Source organism: Micromonospora sp. CMU55-4, from assembly GCF_011602315.1.
GTDB lineage: Bacteria > Actinomycetota > Actinomycetes > Mycobacteriales > Micromonosporaceae > Micromonospora > Micromonospora chalcea.
This window is the reverse complement of record NZ_JAAOLH010000033.1, coordinates 1-18,226: the sequence shown is the minus strand read 5'-3', so window position 1 is coordinate 18,226 and position 18,226 is coordinate 1. Positions and strand designations below refer to the sequence as shown.

At 69.9% G+C, this 18,226-nt stretch carries 6 protein-coding genes; all 6 read left to right on the top strand.

Annotated features, from left to right (window positions below; all coding sequences use genetic code 11):
* The first annotated feature begins 109 nt into the window (after positions 1 to 109).
* The 6 genes from HA073_RS30030 to HA073_RS30005 all read left to right on the top strand — a co-directional run bounded on the left by HA073_RS30030 (position 110) and on the right by HA073_RS30005 (position 17,993).
* On the top strand, positions 110 to 625 hold the full coding sequence (locus HA073_RS30030; RefSeq protein ID WP_166457848.1) for a DUF4365 domain-containing protein: 516 nt from the start codon (positions 110 to 112) through the stop codon (positions 623 to 625).
* Positions 625 to 1,746 carry a hypothetical protein gene (locus HA073_RS30025; protein WP_166457850.1) on the top strand — a complete coding sequence of 374 codons (1,122 nt, stop codon included), beginning with the start codon at positions 625 to 627 and terminating at the stop codon, positions 1,744 to 1,746. The genes HA073_RS30030 and HA073_RS30025 overlap by 1 nt, the downstream gene beginning before the upstream one ends.
* 143 nt (positions 1,747 to 1,889) lie before the next feature.
* Positions 1,890 to 4,751 (top strand): helicase-related protein, encoded by a 2,862-nt coding sequence (locus HA073_RS30020; RefSeq protein WP_166457847.1) that lies wholly within the window; start codon positions 1,890 to 1,892, stop codon positions 4,749 to 4,751.
* A complete protein-coding gene (locus HA073_RS30015; protein WP_166457849.1) occupies positions 4,748 to 9,466 on the top strand; it encodes an Eco57I restriction-modification methylase domain-containing protein in 4,719 nt (1,572 codons plus the stop codon). The genes HA073_RS30020 and HA073_RS30015 overlap by 4 nt, the downstream gene beginning before the upstream one ends.
* Positions 9,463 to 15,840 (top strand): DEAD/DEAH box helicase, encoded by a 6,378-nt coding sequence (locus tag HA073_RS30010; protein ID WP_166457846.1) that lies wholly within the window; start codon positions 9,463 to 9,465, stop codon positions 15,838 to 15,840. Before HA073_RS30015 ends, HA073_RS30010 begins: the two co-directional genes overlap by 4 nt.
* Positions 15,840 to 17,993: a UvrD-helicase domain-containing protein gene (locus HA073_RS30005; RefSeq protein ID WP_166457845.1), complete on the top strand. Its 2,154-nt coding sequence runs from the start codon at positions 15,840 to 15,842 to the stop codon at positions 17,991 to 17,993. Before HA073_RS30010 ends, HA073_RS30005 begins: the two co-directional genes overlap by 1 nt.
* Positions 17,994 to 18,226 lie beyond the last annotated feature (233 nt).

Below are 18,226 nucleotides of genomic sequence, written 5' to 3'. Positions count from 1 at the left end.
CCCAACCACCGATCGAGTCTGCAGCGGCAGCCCAGGGGTTCTCAACGACGGTAACCCGAAGTATGTTTACGCCCACGGAGCGCGTCGGTGTGGGCCTGGGGCAAGGTGGATGAGTTACGGCAGGTACAACCACCAGGGGTATTTCGGTGAGAGCTTCGTGCGGGTCCTGGCCAGCGCCGCCGGTCTTATCGCCGGGCAGCAGGACGTAGACCACACCGGGGTGGACTTCTCGATCGACTTTCCGGGGACGCGCGGCACGGTCCGCTTTCCCAAGATCGAGGCGCAGGTCAAGTCCTGGTCCAGCCCCAAGGGCACCGACCTGGACTGGCTCTATCCCATGGACGTGCGGCATTACAACAACCTCGCCGGCGAGGGGTTCGCGGTCTCGCGTTACCTCTTCCTGGTCATTGTGCCTGCGGATGCCGGTCAGTACGCGCAGGCGGACGAGACTTCCCTGCGGCTCAGTCACTGCGGATACTGGACGTCGCTACGGACGTCGCCCGTGATCGACCAAGCAACGCAGCGCCACGTCACGGTCCCCGTGCCGAAGCGGAATCTGCTGACCGTCAAGGGCTTACGATCGCTTCTCGAGCCCCGTCCGGCGCAACGAGTGTCTGCGTCATGATGCCGTCGATCGCCATGAGTGCTGACGAATTTAGCGCAGCATCGGGGCTGACACCCGAGACGTTGAGCCGCTATCTGGCGTCCACCGGCTGGACGCAGGAGCAGCGACTCGAAAGGGCGACCCTGTGGTCGCGTAGCGAGGATGACGGCGACTTCCAGGTGCTGGTGCCGGGCGATCAGGGCCTGCGTGACTACGCGAGTCGTGTCTCCGACTTCCTCACCACCGTGGCGGCGGTCGAGGAACGTCCGATCCGGTTGCTCCTCGACGATCTGGAGACCACCGGCGCGGACACGCTCTCCTTCCGGTTGTTGCCGGGCGGCCCGTCCGGCACCATTCCCCTGTTCAACGCGGTGGACGCGTTGGCGGGAGTGCGGGAACTCGTCGTCTCCTCGACCTACGCCCTGATGAGCGAGCAACCGATGCTGGTTCAGGGGCGCCGGCCGGAGAGCGCGCTGGACTTCGCGCGTACCGTTCGACTGGGAACGCCACGCTCGGGGAGCTGGGCGATCGCGGCACGGCTCGCCGTCCCGCGTACCGACGGGAACACGGGTGTGCCGCTCGCCCGCCGCGTGTCGTTACAGATGCACAGCGCGGTGCGGGCATGCTTCGCCGCCTCCGGTGAGGCGCAGCGCGACTTCGACCTCGGGCTCTTCCTTCGCCGTACCGGTGAGGGCGTGTCGGCCAACGTCTGCGACGCCCTGGCCAAACTCGGCCGCGACGGCGTTCCCTACGACGTCAGGTTCAACTGGGCCGCACAGTTGGCCTCCACCGTGCCGGCTCGTTCGTTCCGCTTCAACACCCGCCGGATCGAGGTGCTGCACACGGCAGCGGAGCAGCTCAAGGTGGCCGTCCCGGACGGCGAGGTCACCGTCGAGGGCCAGGTCAGCAAACTCCGGCGAGACATCGGCGAGGGCGGCCAGGCGACCGTGCGGGGACCGATCTCCACGGTGTACGGCTCCTCGGAACGATCCGTGCGGGTACTCCTGCCGGATCTGCTCTATCAGCGACTCGTCGAGGCGCACGGGCGCCGGCAGCATGTGCGGGTCACGGGAATCGCGGTACGCGGGCGGATCGAGCGCGTTTCCCGCGTCGATGTCCTCAGCGACACCACCGCGTCCTGACCCGCCCACCTGTGGCGCTTCAACCGCTCGTACGACCGGTTGGCGCTCTTGATTCGATTCGCCGGAACGGATGACCGGGTCCCCGGCCACCAGTGTTTTACATAGGATCTTCGGACCGCGACTCGATGGGGGAGGAGACGGCCGTGGGCGATATCCGTTCTGAGTCGGCACTCGACGTGGCGCCCGGGTCGGTGGTGGTCATCCGCGACGAGGAGTGGCTGGTACAGACCGCGGAGGAAACCGCAGATGGACTCCTCGTGCACGTCCGCGGACTGGGAGAACTGGTTCGTGAGGTCACCGCCAGCTTCTATGCCACCCTCGACCGTGTCGCGCCGCTCGACCCGGCAGCCGCACGCGTCGTGGCGGACAACAGCCCCCGCTACCGCGACGCTCGGCTCTGGCTGGAGTCCACCTACCGCAAGACAGCGGTTCCGCTCGCCGACCGCTCACTCACGGTGTCCACCCAGGCTCTCGCCACCCCGTTGAGCTACCAGCAGACCGCCGTGCGCAAGGCGCTGGACCCGGGCAACCTGCGGCCCCGGATCCTTCTGGCCGACGCGGTGGGGCTCGGCAAGACCCTGGAAATCGGCATGATCCTGTCGGAGTTGGTGCGCCGCGGCCGGGGTGAGCGGATTCTCATCGTGACCCCACGCCACGTGCTCGAACAGATGCAGCAGGAGTTGTGGTCCCGGTTCGCACTACCGTTCGTCCGGCTCGACTCGGCCGGCATCCAACGGGTCCGCCAGAAGCTTCCGGCCAACCGCAACCCGTTCACGTACTTCCGGCGGGCGATTATCTCGATCGACACCCTGAAATCGGAGCGGTACGCGGCCAGCCTGAAGAAGCAACGCTGGGACGCGGTCGTCATCGACGAGTCGCACAACCTGGCCAACGCTGCCACGCAGAACAACAAACTGGCCCGGACGTTGTCCCGCAATGCCGAAACGCTGATCCTGGCGTCGGCGACCCCGCACAACGGCCGCAAGGAGTCCTTCGCCGAGTTGGTCCGGCTGCTCGATCCGTCCGCTGTCCCGCCGGGCGGCGAGCTGGTGGCCGCCGAGATCGAACGGTTGGTGATCCGCCGGCACCGGCACAGCGACGAGGTGGCCGGCGTCGTCGGTGCCGACTGGGCGGAGCGGGAGGAACCGGAGAACGTGTTGGTACCCGCGAGCCCGGCGGAGAACGCGGTCGCACGCGAACTGGAGGACGTGTGGCTGTGGCCGCTGGACCGGCGCACCCCCTACTCCGGGCAGAACGCGTCGCTGTTCCCGTGGACGCTGGCCAAGGCGTTCCTGTCGTCGCCGGCCGCGCTGGCGGAGACCGTCCGGCAGCGGCGGGCCCGGCTCGGGCACGACGCCGCCGCGAACGCTGAACGCGCGGCGCTGGATCGGCTGGCCGGCCTGACCGCAGTGGCGTTGGCGGAAGGCTCGGCCAAGTACGCCGAGCTGGTCTGCCGACTCCAGAGAATTGGCGTCGCCGCTGGTTCGCCGACCCGCGTGGTGGTCTTCGCCGAACGGGTGGCCACCCTCGCCTGGCTGCACGAGAAGCTGCCCGCCGATCTCGGCCTGCCCGCCGGAGCCGTCGCGGTCATGCACGGTGGCCTGCCAGACGACGAGCAGCAGCAGATCGTTGACGCCTTCAAGCAGGAGAACACGGCGGTGCGCGTGCTGGTCACCGGCGACGTCGCCTCCGAAGGGGTGAACCTGCACGCCCAATGCCACCATCTGATCCACTACGACATCCCGTGGAGCCTCATCCGGATCGAGCAACGCAACGGCCGCATCGACCGGTACGGCCAGCGACACTCACCTCGGATCGCGGCCCTGCTACTGGATCCGGACAGCGACCGGTTCGCCGGCGACGTCCGCATCCTGGCGAGACTCGTCGACAAGGAGAACGAGGCGCACCGCGCGCTCGGCGACGTCGCCTCACTGATGGGCCGGTACGACGTCAAGGGCGAGGAGGACGCCATCCGGGCTGTCCTGGCCGGGCAGCGCGACCTGGACGACGTGGTACGGACGCCGGAGGAGGTGCTGGCCACCGACGACCTGTCAGCGATGTTCTTCGGCCTCGTCGACGAGGCCGACGAGTCGCCGCTGCCCGAGACGACCACGACAGCAGGTTCCGGGCTCTACCCCGACGAGGTCTCCTACCTCGAAGAGGCGCTGCATGCCGCCTTCGTCGACCCGACCGGGCCGCCGAGCAACAACGGGGTCGCCTGGCGGCGGAACACCGCCTTCGGCACGGCAGAGCTGATCCCGCCGCCCGACCTGGTGCAACGTCTCGACGTTCTTCCGCAGAGTTATCTGGCCGACCGGCGGATCACCGACCGGCTCGTCCTTGCCACCACCGTTGCCCGGGGCAAGGACCGGCTGGAGCAGGCGCTCCGCGACGACACCGGTTCCAGTTGGCCGGACGCGCACTATCTGGGCCCGCTGCATCCGGTGCTCGACTGGGCCTCGGACCGCGCGCTGGCCGGCCTGGGCCGCAATCAGGTGTTCGCGGTCCGCGGGGAGGTCGACGGACCGGCCGTGCTGTTGCTGGGCACGCTCACCAACCGGCGTGGGCAGGTCGTCTCGGCTGCCTGGCTGACCGTGGAGTTCCCGGTGCCCGACGACCTGTCCTTCGCCCCGGTGACCCCACATCCGTCGGCCGCCGCCTCGCTGGCGGCGCTGGGCTTCGACACCGTGCGGGTCAATCCCGGAGCGGTGCCCGGCGCCGAGGCGCTCGACCGGTTCATCGCCCCGGCCGTCCAGCACGCCCGCGCGCAGATGCGCGACCTGTTCGCGGCGGCCGAGAAGGACGTCGCGCACCGGGTGGAGCAGTGGTCGCACCGGCTGGCCCAATGGCAGGACGAGGCGGACGCGCTCATCCAGCGCCGCGACCTGAAGCAACGCCGGGTGAGCATCGCGCAGGAGCAGAGGCTGGTAACCGAGATGAACCCGGACCGGCAACTGGTCCGCCCACTGCTGGTCGTCGTGCCGCAGATCGGAGGCACCCGATGAGCGTCTCGGATGCGATCCTGGTCGGCGAGGGCTGGATCTCGGAGCACTACTTCACCACCGACGCGACGAAGGAATCGTTCCATGCCCGCGTGCTGGAACGCCGCAAGGAGTGGGACGCGGAGGCCGACGCCCGCCGGCCCACTCCGCGCAGCCGGTTCGTCGAGGCCCGGCAGGAGTTAGAAGCCGACCTCGCCAAGCTCACCGAACTGGCCGAGGTGGAGGCGGACCTCGGCGCCACCGATGCGCAGCCCACCGCCGCCGCTGTCACGTCGATCCATGAGCGCGTCGTCGGCATCCTGGGGCTTCGCGGGCACGGCCTCGACGTCAGCGGAGACGGGCCGGTCCTGCGCGTCTCGGCGCCCGGCATCACCGAGGGGGCACCGCTTGCCGTCGTGCTCGCCCAGCCGGTCGCGACGGTCGAGGACGTTCTGGCCAAGGACGGCCGGACGCTGGCCGCGCCGGTGCGGCTGACCGATGACGGTGACGAGCTTCCCTCGGCCGCCCGCCTGGTCTCGGGCCTGTTCGGTGAGGACGACGCGCCCGATCTGATCCTCATCCTGGCCGGGCGCTGGGCGGTGCTGGCGGAACGGGAGCGCTGGGCCGAGGGCCGCTATCTCGCCGTCGACCTGCAACTGATCTGCGAGCGCAACGACACCAGACGCGGCGGCGAGATCGACCGCGCGCTGACCTGCCTGTCCGCCGCCTCGATTGCTCCGGACGCGGACGGCGGCCTGTGGTGGAGCGGCGTCCTCGACGAGTCGATCAAACACACCGTCGGCGTCTCCAAGGACCTCCGCGAAGGCGTACGTCTCTCCATCGAGATCATCGCCAACGAGGTGGTGGCCCGTCGCCGCGCTCAGGGCCTCGAACCGCTGCCGGCGGCACAGGCACAGCCGCTGGCCAAACAGGCGCTGCGTTTCCTCTACCGCATCCTGTTCCTGCTCTATGCCGAGGCCTCGCCCGAACTGGGCGTGCTGCCGGTCGGCGCCCCCGAGTACGACCGGGGTTACAGCCTGGACCGGCTACGGGAGCTGGTCCAGGTGCAACTGGCCACCCCGCGCGCCCGGACCGGCACCCACCTCTACGAGTCCCTCGGCGTGCTGTTCCGACTGGTCGACAAGGGCCACCCCAGCGCCGAGCCGGACGATGACGAGGCGTTGTCCACACCCGGGCTCACCTTCAACCCGCTGCGCGCCGACCTGTTTCGGCCCAGCGCCACCGCGCACATCGACGCGGTCGGCCTCGGCAACGCGGCACTTCAGGAGGTGCTGACCCACCTGCTGCTGAGCAAGGAGCGGCGGGGCCGGGACCGGGGCTTCATCTCGTACGCGGAACTGGGCATCAACCAGCTCGGCGCGGTCTACGAGGGCCTGATGTCGTACACCGGGTTCTTCGCCGAGACGGACCTGCACGAGGTCGCCAAGGGCGGCGACGCGGGCAAGGGCTCCTGGGTGGTGCCGGCGGACCGGGCGGGCGGCATCGCCGCCGCCGACTTCGTGAAGGCGGCCGACCCGGTGACCGGCGAGCTGCGGCCGGTGCTGCACAAGCAGGGCTCGTTCGTGTTCCGGCTGGCGGGCCGGGAACGCCAGCAGTCGGCGTCCTACTACACCCCCGAGGTGCTGACCAGGTTCACCGTCGGGCAGGCCCTGGAGGAGTTGCTCGACCAGAACGGCGAACGCACCCCGGCGGCCGACATCCTCGGCATGACGATCTGCGAACCGGCGCTCGGGTCGGGCGCGTTCGCCATCGAGGCGGTGCGGCAACTCGCCGAGCAGTACCTCAAGCGCCGCAAGCAGGAGTTGGCCGACGAGGGCAGGACCATCGACCCGGACGACTACCCGCGACGCCTGCAGGAGGTGAAGGCGTACCTCGCCCTGCACAACGTCTACGGCGTCGACCTGAACGCCACCGCCATCGAACTCGCCGAGATCACCCTGTGGCTGGACACGATGGTGCCCGGCCTGCCGGCACCGTGGTTCGGCCTGCACCTGAAGCGCGGCAACTCGCTGATCGGCGGCCGCCGGGCGGTCTACCGGCGCGGCCAGGTCACCGACAAGTCCTGGCTGGGCGCCGTGCCCGAGGAGATGCCGCTGACCTCGCTCGTCGACGACATGACCGCCGGCCGGGTCGCCGCCGACGGTATCCACCACTTCCTGTTGCCCGCCGACGGCTGGGGCTCGGCCGCCGACGCCAAGGAGGCCGCCGCGCTGGCCCCCGCCGCCGCGAAGCGACTCAAGACCTGGCGAGGAAGCACCAAGACCAAACCCACAAAGCAAACCGTCGACGCGTACGCCGAACTGGCGCACCGGGTCGAGTCGCTGTGGCAGATCGCGTACCGTCGCCTGGACCTCGCCGAGCAGCAGATCCGCCGGCGCATCCCGGTGTGGGAGGCGGGCGAACTGCCCGCTGGTGGGGCGGTGCAACGCGAGGAGATCGAGAAGGCCCTCGCCGACGAGGACGGCGCCTACCGGCGGCTGCGCCGGGCGATGGACGCGTGGGCGGCGCTGTGGTTCTGGCCGTTGACCGACGAGGCCGCCACTGTCGACGGCGAGGTGGTCGCCCCGCCGACTGTCGCGCAGTGGGTGGCCGGGTTGCAGGCGCTGCTGGGCCGCAACCCCGAACTGCGCAAGCGGAAGGCGTCCGGGCCGACCCTGACCGCCGGGATGAGCTGGCACGAACTCAACGAGGCCGAACGGGTCGAGATCGGCTTCGCCAACGCGAGGCCGATCGAGACGGTGCGGCGGGAGCACCCGTGGCTGGTGGTCTGCGAGCGCATCGCCCAGCGGCAGGGCTTCTTCCACTGGCAGTTGGACTTCGCCACGGTGTTCGCCCGGGGCGGCTTCGACCTCCAAGTCGGCAACCCGCCCTGGGTACGGCCCCGCTCGGATGTGGACGCGCTGCTGGCCGAGGGTGATCCGTGGTGGCAGTTGGTGTTGAAGCCAAGTCAGGCGCAGGTCGCCACCAAACGGGCCGCGACACTGGCGCTGCCGGGCATGACCGAACTGGTTGTCGAAGGCACGGCGGAGGTGTCGTCGGTCGCGGCTTTCGTCGGCTCGGTCGGACAGTACCCGCACCTACAGGGTCTTCAGCCGGACCTGTACCGCTGTTTCATGGAGGTGATGTGGCGGCACGGGTCGGCTCGCGGCACCATCGGCATGATCCACCTGAACTCGCACTTCACCGATGAAGGCGCGGGACTCCTCCGCTCCGAGCTGTACCTACGCCTCCGCCGCCACTGGCATTTCATCAACCAACTGTTGCTCTTTGAGATTCAGAATCACAAACACTTTGGTGTCACTGTGCACGGCTCGCGTAACAGCACCCCGTCCTTCACCCAGGCGTGCTGGGTGTACCACCCTGACACGGCGACTCGGTCCCTGGCGCACGACGGAACGGGGCCGGAACCGGGACTCAAAGACGAGCAAGATAACTGGGACCTTCGCCCGCATAAGTCACGGATCACCCGCGTCACTAACAGCACGCTGCAAGCGTGGCACGCCACGATGGAGACCGGCGACGTACCGGTCCGGCAGACCCGGATGGTGTACGCGGTAAACCAATCCAGTGCGGCGGTCCTGGAGAAGCTGTCCCGGGTCGGGCGGATCGGCGACCTCGACCTGCGTTTCTCGGCCGGCTGGCACGAGAAGAATGATCGGACCAAGGGGTACTTCGAGTCAGAGTGGGGCGTGCCGCAATCCTGGGACGATGTGATTCTGCAAGGGCCGCACCTGTACGTCTCGACTCCGCTGAACAAGACACCAAACCCTACGCTTATCAGTAATAAGGACTGGTCGGTGACGGACTTCGAGGCGTTGGCGGCCGACGCGCTCCCGGCCACCGCCTACCAGCCGCGCGGTGACCGTTACGACTACGACTGCGCCTACACCGACTGGGGCGACGAGGACGCCCCCGACCCCGCCCGCGACCACTACCGCATCGCTTGGCGCAACATGGCCGCCAATCAGGGGGAACGAACGTTCATTCCGGCGCTGGTCCCGCCCGGATGCGCACACATCCACGGCGTGTCATCTGTCGGGTTGCCAGGGCGAAGGCCCGCCGAACTTGTCTACCTGTTGGGTTTTGCATCGTCACTTACGCACGACTATGCGGTTCGCGTGGCCCCGAAGTCGACGATTTCGTCATCAACCTTCCGGCGTCTCGGTGTTGCGGGTTCTCCCCTTGAATCAGAGTTGACTCTGCGGACATTGCGACTGAACGCGGTGGTGGACGTCTACGCCGACATATGGCGCGAGTGCCACCGAAGCGAGTTTGCCGACGACGACTGGACAGGCGGGCTCAAGCACAGGAGGCGTGCCCCGCTCGGGCAGGTCGGGCCGGAGTGGACGCCGGAGACGCCGCTGCGGATCGCGGCCGACCGGCGTCAGGCGCTCGTCGAGATCGACGCGCTGGTGGCGCTGGCCCTCGGCCTAACCGCCGACGAGTTGTGTTCGATCTACAGGACTCAGTTCGCCGTGCTGCGCGGCTACGACCGCAACGTCTACTTGTACGACGCCAACGGCCGGCTCGTGCCCAACTCGGTGCTCACCATCTGGCGCAGGAAGGGCGACGATCGGATCACGGTCGAGGAGCGCACCGCCACCAACCAGGCCGGCAACACCTACACCTATGAGCTGCCGTTCGTCACCCTGGACCGGGAGGCGGACATGCGCGAGGCATACGCGGTCTTCGCGGAGCGCCTGCGGGAGCGTTCGTGACCGAGCTGCTGCCCACCGTCCAGGCGGCCAACGTCCGCGACAGCCTCGTCGACTACCTGACCACGACGTTCGCGCTGACCGACAGCGATGCCCGCGACGGCCTCGACACGTTCCTGTCCGACCCGGTCACCGGCATGTTCAAGGGGCCGTACGTGCGCCTGCGCCTGCCGTTCCGCCCGGCGGAGCAGGGCTGGCGGCGGCACCTCGACTGGTACGCGGGCCCCGACCCGTACGGCCATCAGGCCGCCGCGTTCGCGCGGCTGACCTCACTGGGTGGGCGGCGGCCGCAGCCGACGCTCGTCACCACCGGCACCGGCTCGGGCAAGACTGAGGCGTTCCTGTATCCGATCCTCGACCACGTGCGCCGGGCCCGGCTCAAGGGCGTCAGCGGGATCAAGGCGCTGATCCTGTATCCGATGAACGCGCTCGCCAACGACCAGGCCGGGCGCCTCGCCGGGCTGCTGACCGGCCACCCGGAGCTGGCGTCGGTCACCGCCGCGCTCTACACCGGGGAGAAGGGCCGGCCGCGGACGATGGTCACCGCCGACGGGTTGATCACCGATCGGGGGATCATCCGGGACACCGCGCCCGACATCCTGCTCACCAACTACAAGATGCTCGACCAGTTGCTGCTGCGCCACGACGACCAGAGCCTGTGGCAGCAGTCCGCGACCAGCCTGCGCTACCTGGTACTCGACGAGTTCCACACCTATGACGGCGCGCAGGGCACCGACGTTGCCATGCTGCTGCGCCGCCTCGGCCTGGCGCTGAAGAGTCACTGGCACGACGACGACCCGGCGGTCACCGAGGCCGCCCGGTCCCGGCCGCTGGGGCTGATGACGCCGGTGGCCACGTCGGCGACCCTGGGCGACAAGGGAGATCCCGGCGCCATGCTCGGTTTCGCCGAGACGGTCTTCGGCGAGCCCTTCCCCGCCGACGCGGTGGTGACCGAGTCCCGGCAGGACCTCGCCGAATGGGTGGGGGACGCGGAAGTCGTCGTCGCCGCGGCCGGGTTCACCGTCGCTGACGCGTTCCGGCCCGACGAGGTACGCGCCGCCGTCGAGGCGCTCGGCGCCGACCCGGACGGCGCCGCTCTCACCCGTACCGTCCTGGGTCTGCTCTGGTCCGGTGACCGTGACCGGCTCGCGGCGGCCGGGCCGGACCTGCTGCTCGCGCTGGCGAAGGCGCACCCGCTGGTGCAGGAACTCACCTACGAGACAGCCGACGCCGTCAGTGTCAACGACCTGGTCCGCACGATCGCCGGCCAGGTCGGCCAGCGCACCTCACGCCTGGCGGCGGGCGGCTTCGACACCGACTGGTCGCAGGCGATATCGGCGCTGGTGGCGACCCTCGGGCACATCCGGGCGGTGGCCGGACGAGACGCGCTCGCCGTTGACGTGCACCTGTGGGTGCGCGAACTCACCCGGATCGACCGGGCCGCCGACACCACCGCCCGGTTCCGCTGGGGCGACGACGGGCCACCCGTGCCCGGTGGTGACACCGAGGACATCCGGCCGTCGTTCCCGGCCGTCTACTGCCGGTTCTGCGGCCGATCCGGCTGGGGTGTCGCGCTCGCTCCGGTCGGCACCGGTCTCGCCGCCGACGACGAGAGCATCCGGCGCGACCACGCCACCCGCGAAGGACGCTTCCGGGCCCTGCTGTACGCGCCGGCGGAAGCCAACGCGGCCTACGACGGGGCCGCGCACCCGGACGGACTGGCCTGGTTCTCGGTACGCGGCCGGGAACTGCTCGACGCCGCCCCGCCCGACGACGACTCCGACCTGCGCGACGGATGGATCCTGCCGGTGCTCACCACCGCCGGCCGGGACGCCGATGAGCACGCCCGCGACGACACCTGTCCCTCCTGCTCCCAGCCGGACGGCATCCGGTTCCTCGGCAGCGCAATCGCCACCCTGCTATCGGTGTCCCTGTCCACCTTGTTCGGGTCGGCGGCGCTCGACGTACAGGAGAAGAAGGCCCTGGTCTTCACCGACTCGGTGCAGGACGCCGCGCACCGGGCGGGCTTCGTGGAGGCCCGCTCGCACACCCTGACACTGCGGGCGGCGCTCAACGCCGCGATCGCCCCCGGCACCCTGACCCTGGACGCGCTGGTCGAGGACGCGATCCGCCGCACCGGCGAGGACAGCTTCCAGCGTTACCGCCTGCTCGGCCCCGACTGCGTCGACCGGGAGTCGTTCGCCCCGTTCTGGACGTCGAAGACGCTGCGCGGGGTGCCCGCCCGGGTGATGTCCCGGGTGCGCAAGCGGCTCGCCCTCGACGTGGCCTTGGAGTTCGGGCTCAACTCGCGTACCGGCCGGACCCTCGAACTGACCGGCGCCGTGACCGTCGAGGTGGACGCCGGCCCGCCGGCCCGGATGGCCGCCGCCGCCCGGACCGTCTTGACCGGCTTCGCCGTTCAGAACCCGCTCGACGGGGACGGCGCCGAACCGTCCGACGAGACGCTCGTCCGGTGGGCGCGCGGCGTGCTGGACCGGATGCGGGTGCAGGGCGCCATCGACCATCCCTGGTTCGCCACCTTCCGGCAGGAGGACGGGAACCGCTGGTCCATCTGGGGTGGGCGGCCCCGCGACGAGGGCATGCCGGCCTTTCCCAAAACCCGCCCGGCACCGAGCTACCCGCGCGTCGGGGGTTCCGCCAACCCCGTCCGTGACAGTGACCTGGACGCCGTCACGGCGGCCCAGTCCTGGTACGCGCGCTGGACGTCGCGGGCGCTGTCGGTCAGCCCCGCCGACGGAGGGCGGCTCGTCCGCCTGCTGCTCGACCGGCTCGCCCGTGACGGCGTGCTCACCACCGTCACCAGTCAGAGCGGTGCCACCGTCTACGCGATCCCACCGTCCGGCGTGGCGGTGGGACCGGCCCGCCTCGACGATCTCACCGCCGGGCGTCACCTCCTGGCCTGCGACACCTGCCGGGCGCTGGTGCCGGGCAGCCGCACCACGATCGACCAGCTCGATGGGGCGCCCTGCATGTTGGTGCGCTGCCACGGCCGGCTGACCCGGGAGGCGCTGGCCGACAACTTCTACCGCCGGCTGTACAGCTCGCCGGACATGCGCCGCATCGTCGCCCGCGAGCACACCAGTCTGCTGGACGACGCCACCCGGCTGGGCTACGAGGAGGGCTTCAAGAGGTCCGCGTCCGAAGCGAATGCGCCGAACGTGCTGGTCGCCACGCCGACGCTGGAGATGGGCATCGACATCGGTGACCTGTCGGCGGTCCTGCTGTCGTCGCTGCCCCGCACGGTGGCGTCCTACCTGCAGCGGGTCGGGCGGGCCGGACGCATCACCGGCAACGCCCTGAACCTGGCCTACCTGACCGGGCGGGGCGAGCAGCTACCCAAGCTCGGCGACCCGCTGTCGGTCATCAACGGCGAGGTGCGTCCACCCGCCACCTACCTGAGCGCCGAGGAGATCCTGCGTCGGCAGTTCACCGCCTGCCTCGTCGACGGTATGGCCCGCGACGGGCGCCACACCCACCCGAGCAACGCCCAGCAGGCCATCGGCTCCAGCGAGCCGGGGTCGTTCCTCGGCGAGGTCATCGCCGCAGCGGAGACGGGTGGGGCCGACGCGGTACGCCGGTTCACCGAGACGATCGGAGCACTGCCGCAGTCCACCGTCGACGGGCTCGTCGACTGGGTCAGCCCGGTGGCCGGCGCCGGAACCAGCCTGTTCGCCGGGCACGTGCACGCGGCCAGCCGACGCTGGCAGCAGACCGTCGAAACCCTCCGGCAGCGCCAGATCCAGATCAACAAGGTGTTGCCGGAACTGGAGGCCAAGGCCGCCTCCCCGGCCGTCACCGACGACGACAAACGCGCCCTGCGCTCGGCCCGAACCACCCGCAAACTGATCAGTGGGCAGCTCGGTCACCTGCGCGGCGAATACTGGATCAGCGTGCTGGAGGAACACGGCCTTCTGCCCAACTACACGTTGCTCGACGACACGGTCACGCTCGCGGTCGGGATCAGCTGGACCAACCCCGACTCCGGCGAGTTCGAAAGCGACAGCGCCCAGTTCCAGCGTGCCTCCGCGCAGGCCATCCGCGAGTTCGCGCCGGGCGCGACCTTCTACGCCCGAGGCTGGGAGATCTCCGTCGACGCGATCGACCTGGGCATCGACGGCGAATCCATCCGCCCCTGGGCGTTCTGCCCGGCCTGCGGATACGCCGCCGACATCGCCGCCACCGGGCAGGAACAGCCGATCGCGAGGTGCCCGCGGTGCGGCAGCACCGGCATCGCCGACACCGGCCAGCATCTCCAGGTGGTGGAACTGGCCCACGTCTCCGCCGAGGTGCGCCGCGACGAGGTGAAGATCTCCGACCGGCGCGACCAACGCGACCGCCTCCCGTTCCAGCTCATCACGGCCGCCGACATCGACCCGGCGGGCGTGGCGGCGAAGTGGTTCGCCGAGAACACCGGGCTGGGCTGTACCTACCTGCGCACCATGGACCTGCGGTGGCTGAACGTCGGCGTCCCGGGGCACGGCATGTCGCGAATCATCTCGGCCGACGAACGCAACGGAGCGCTGTTCCGGGTGTGCAGCGGGTGCGGCAAGCTCGACACGGACTCCGGTCGTAATCGCCCGCACGAACACCGCGCCTGGTGCCCGTACCGGAGGTCGGCCAGGGAGAACACCGTCGCCGTCGCCCTCTCCCGCACCCTGCGTACCCAGGGGCTGCTGCTGCGCCTGCCGTACGCGGTCACCCTCGGCGACGACTTCGCCGTGCCCAGCCTGGCTGCGGCGTTGCTGCTCGGGCTGCGTGAGCAAATCGGCGGGCACCCGGACCATCTGCGGGTCGAGCACGTCGTCGACCCGACGCTCAGCGACGGCACCGACAACCACGACGCGCTGCTGTTGCACGACGTGGTGCCCGGTGGCACCGGATACCTGGCCGACCTGGCCGACCCCGGACAGCTGCGCGACCTGCTGGCGCGGGCCTGGCGGCGGGTGCGCGAGTGCGAATGCAGGCACGAGGAACGACTCGCCTGCCATCGTTGTCTGCTGCCGTTCACCCCGCCCGCCGCGCTGCGCCGCACATCCCGTGCCGCCGCCGAGCGACACCTCGCCCACCTGCTCGGCCTGCCCGAGGACGCCGACACCGCCGACGGCCCGCCGTGGACGCTGGTGCAGACCCCGCCGCAGGACAGCCCCGAATCGCACCTGGAACAACGCTTCCGCAAGTTGCTCGTGCAGCGGTTGAAGGCGATCGGAGCCGCCATCACCGAAGTGCCCAAACCCTGGGGCAACGCACTGCGCTTCACTCTGCCCGGTGACCACCGGCAATGGACCCTCACCCCGCAGGTGAACGTCGAGAACTCCCGCCCCGACTTCCTCCTGGAATCCAACGACACCTCCGTACCGGCGGTGGCCGTCTTCACCGACGGCCGGGCCTTCCACGCCGTCGCGTCCCGCAACCGGCTCGCCGAGGACGCCGAGAAACGCCAGATCTTGCGCGACACCGGGCGCGTGGTCCTGGCCGTCACCGCAGCCGACCTCGCCGCCGCCGAGCAGGACACCAGCGCCGCTCCGGCGTGGTTCGCCGAGGCGACTGTGGCCCGACTGATCAAACAAGCCCCGTTCCAGGCCGCACCGAGCGCGTACGAAGGGCTGCGCTCCGGCCCGGTCTCCTGGGTGCTGGCGTGGGTGTCGGCGCCCAAGCCGACGGACCTGGGGATCGTCGCGAGGGCCGTGCCGATGTTCCTCGTCGACAGCCGGTCGCGCCGCACCTGCGCCGAAGGGATCGGCCTCGCCACGATCGGGCGGGCCGTGCTGCTCGGCGAGGAGCTGCCACCGGGCGGGCGGACCGTCCTGGTGCGGCAGTTCGGCGCGCTGGCCGTCGTCATCGAGCCGGCGCGCTCGGCGGTGCACGCCGCGCTCGTGCTCGACGACCGGGAGCAAGCACTCGACGCCGACCACGCAGACGCCTGGCGGTTGTGGCTGCAACTGTCCAACGCGATGTCCCTGCGTGACTGGCCCACCGTCATCACGACCACCAGCCGTGCGGGCGTCGCCACCGCCTCGACCACCACATCTGAGCCGACCGGCTCGGACGGCCTACCGGATGGCGTGGACGACAGCTGGGTGTCGGCGTACGAGTCGGCCGCGCCGGGCGCCGAACGCGACCTGATCCGGCTGCTCGCCACCCGCGGCGGCCTCGACGCCCCGCTGATCGGCGTGGAAGGCCCGCAGGGCATCCCGATGGACATCTGCTGGCCGCACCGGCACGTCGCAGTGGACCTCTACGACATGCCCGACGAGGACCGCGCGGACCTCAGCTTTGCCGGCTGGCACGTCGTGCAGCCGGACCCGGACGCCATCGTCGCGGCACTGACCGGTGCCACCGAACAGGGGGAGCGCTGATGCCGACAATCATCATGACCAAGTGGCCCGTCAAGATCGATGGCTCGGTCAAAGCCAAGGCGATGACGTTCCTGCAGAAGCTCTCCGCCGATGACACCACCGCCGGCCTGCACGTCGAACCGATCGCGGGAGCGGCCGACCCCCGCGTCCGTACCGGCCGTGTCGACCAGTTCTGGCGGGCCGTGATGTTCCGGCTCGACGGCGCGGGGGAGTGCCACTACGTCATCCACGGTGTCTGGCCCCACGACGACGCCATCGCCGTCGCGTCCCGGGTCCGTCTCAAGGTCAACCCGATCAACGGCCTGCCCCAGATCGAGGAGGCCGGACCCGTCGCACCGCCGCACGGCAGCGGCTCTGCCGTGTCCCGTCCGGAGCACCCCCGCACGGAACCGGAGGAGCCGCTGCTGGTCCGGCTCGGGCGCAGCCGCAGCGAACTCGTCGACCGGCTCGGCGTGCCCTCCGACATCGCCGACCAGGCATTGGCCTCGCCGGACGAGGATGCCGTCCTGGAGCTGGCACAACGCCACGAAGGCTGGCTGGGGCTGCTCCTGGTGGACCTCGCCACCCAGGACTCCATCGACGCCATCGCCGAGCGGCTGCACCTCGAAGCGCCCGATCAGACCGGTGACGACGACGCCGACCTGCTTCGGTCGCTCCAGCAACCGGCCGCTCAGGCCCAGTTCGCCTTCATCGACGGCCAGGAGGAACTCCGCCGGGTCATCGAGAACGGTGACTTCGGTTCGTGGCGGGTCTTCCTGCACCCCGAGCAGCGCCACTACGCGGTGCGCCGCTACCGAGGGCCTTTCCGACTCTCCGGCGGTGCCGGCACCGGAAAGACTGTCGTCCTCCTGCATCGCGCCCGCGCGCTGGCCCGGGAGCGGCCCGAAGCGCGGATCGTGCTGACGACCTTCACCACGAACCTGGCAGACGCGCTCCGCGACGGGCTCGGGCTACTCGACCCGACAGTGCCGCAGGCGCCGGCACTCGACGTACCCGGCGTCCACGTCACCGGCGTCGACGCACTTGCCGCCACCGTCATCCGGTCCGCCGGCGGCGGCATCGCCGACGCCGTCCACGCCGTCCTGGGCGAGGCCCGATCGACGCCGACCGGCCGTACGCCGACCGGTCGCTGGCGGGAGGTCATCGAAGCGTCGGCGACCTCGCTGCCGCCGGAGATCGTCAACGAGACGTTCCTCAGCAACGAATACGCGCTCATCGTCCTGCCCAACAAGGTCAAGAACGAGCACGAGTACCGCCGGGTACGCCGGCCCGGTCGTGGTGTGGCCCTCGACCGGGCCAAGCGGGACAGCGTCTGGGCGCTGATCGCCGCCTACCGGGCGCAGTGCCGCATCGACGGCACACTCGACTTCGCCGAGGCTGCCGCCGTCGCCGCCGCTCACCTGACGACCAGCGGTGGCCAAGCCGACCACGTGCTCGTTGACGAGGGCCAGGACCTGTCGCCGACGCACTGGCAGATGCTGCGCGCTCTGGTCGCCGAGGGCGAAGACGACCTGTTCATCGCGGAGGACTCCCACCAGCGCATCTACGGCAGCCGAACCGTCCTGGGCCGCTACGGCATCAAGATCGTCGGGCGATCGCAGCGGCTCAGCCTTAACTACCGCACTACGGCGCAGAACCTGCGCTACGCGATGACTGTGCTCGACGGCGGTCACTACGTCGACCTCGAAGAACATGCGGAGATCACCGGCTATCGGTCGGCACGATCAGGCCCGGTGCCAGCGGTGGAGACGCTGGACTCGCTCGCCTCGGAGCTGGACAGGATCGCCGACCGCATCCGCTCCTGGCGCGACGCCGGGGCCACACCCGAGACGATCGCCGTCCTCGTGCACGACAAGTTTCAGCGGGAACGGGTCGTCAATGCGCTCAACGAGCGCGGCGTGCCCGCACGAGCGGTCGACCGCGACCGCCCGGGGGAGGGCCGAGTGTTGGTCATGACCATGCACCGGGCAAAGGGCATGGAGTTCGCCAAGGTCATACTCGCCGACGTCGGGTTTCAGTCGGTCGCCGAGAGGACCAGACTCAACGAGCTTGATCCCATCGAGCGGCACGACGTTGAGCTGCGGGCCCGGTCATTGGTGTACGTAGCTGCAACCCGTGCTCGCGACGAGCTGTTGGTGATCCAACGTCGATAGCTCTGCTCTGGCCATGATCGGTACACACCTTCTGTAGACACATAATTGTCATTCTGTGCACCCACGCCTACCTCACCGTCACCGCCGCCCAGGCCAAAAAAAAGGGGGCATCGAATCCGATGACGGCCTTATTCCCTCACCCTCGGCGAGGTCCGACGTCTCCTGGCACACTTGATCACCGCCGCCCGACCTTTCGACCACATCCACTAATGGTCACGATGACGACGCCGACA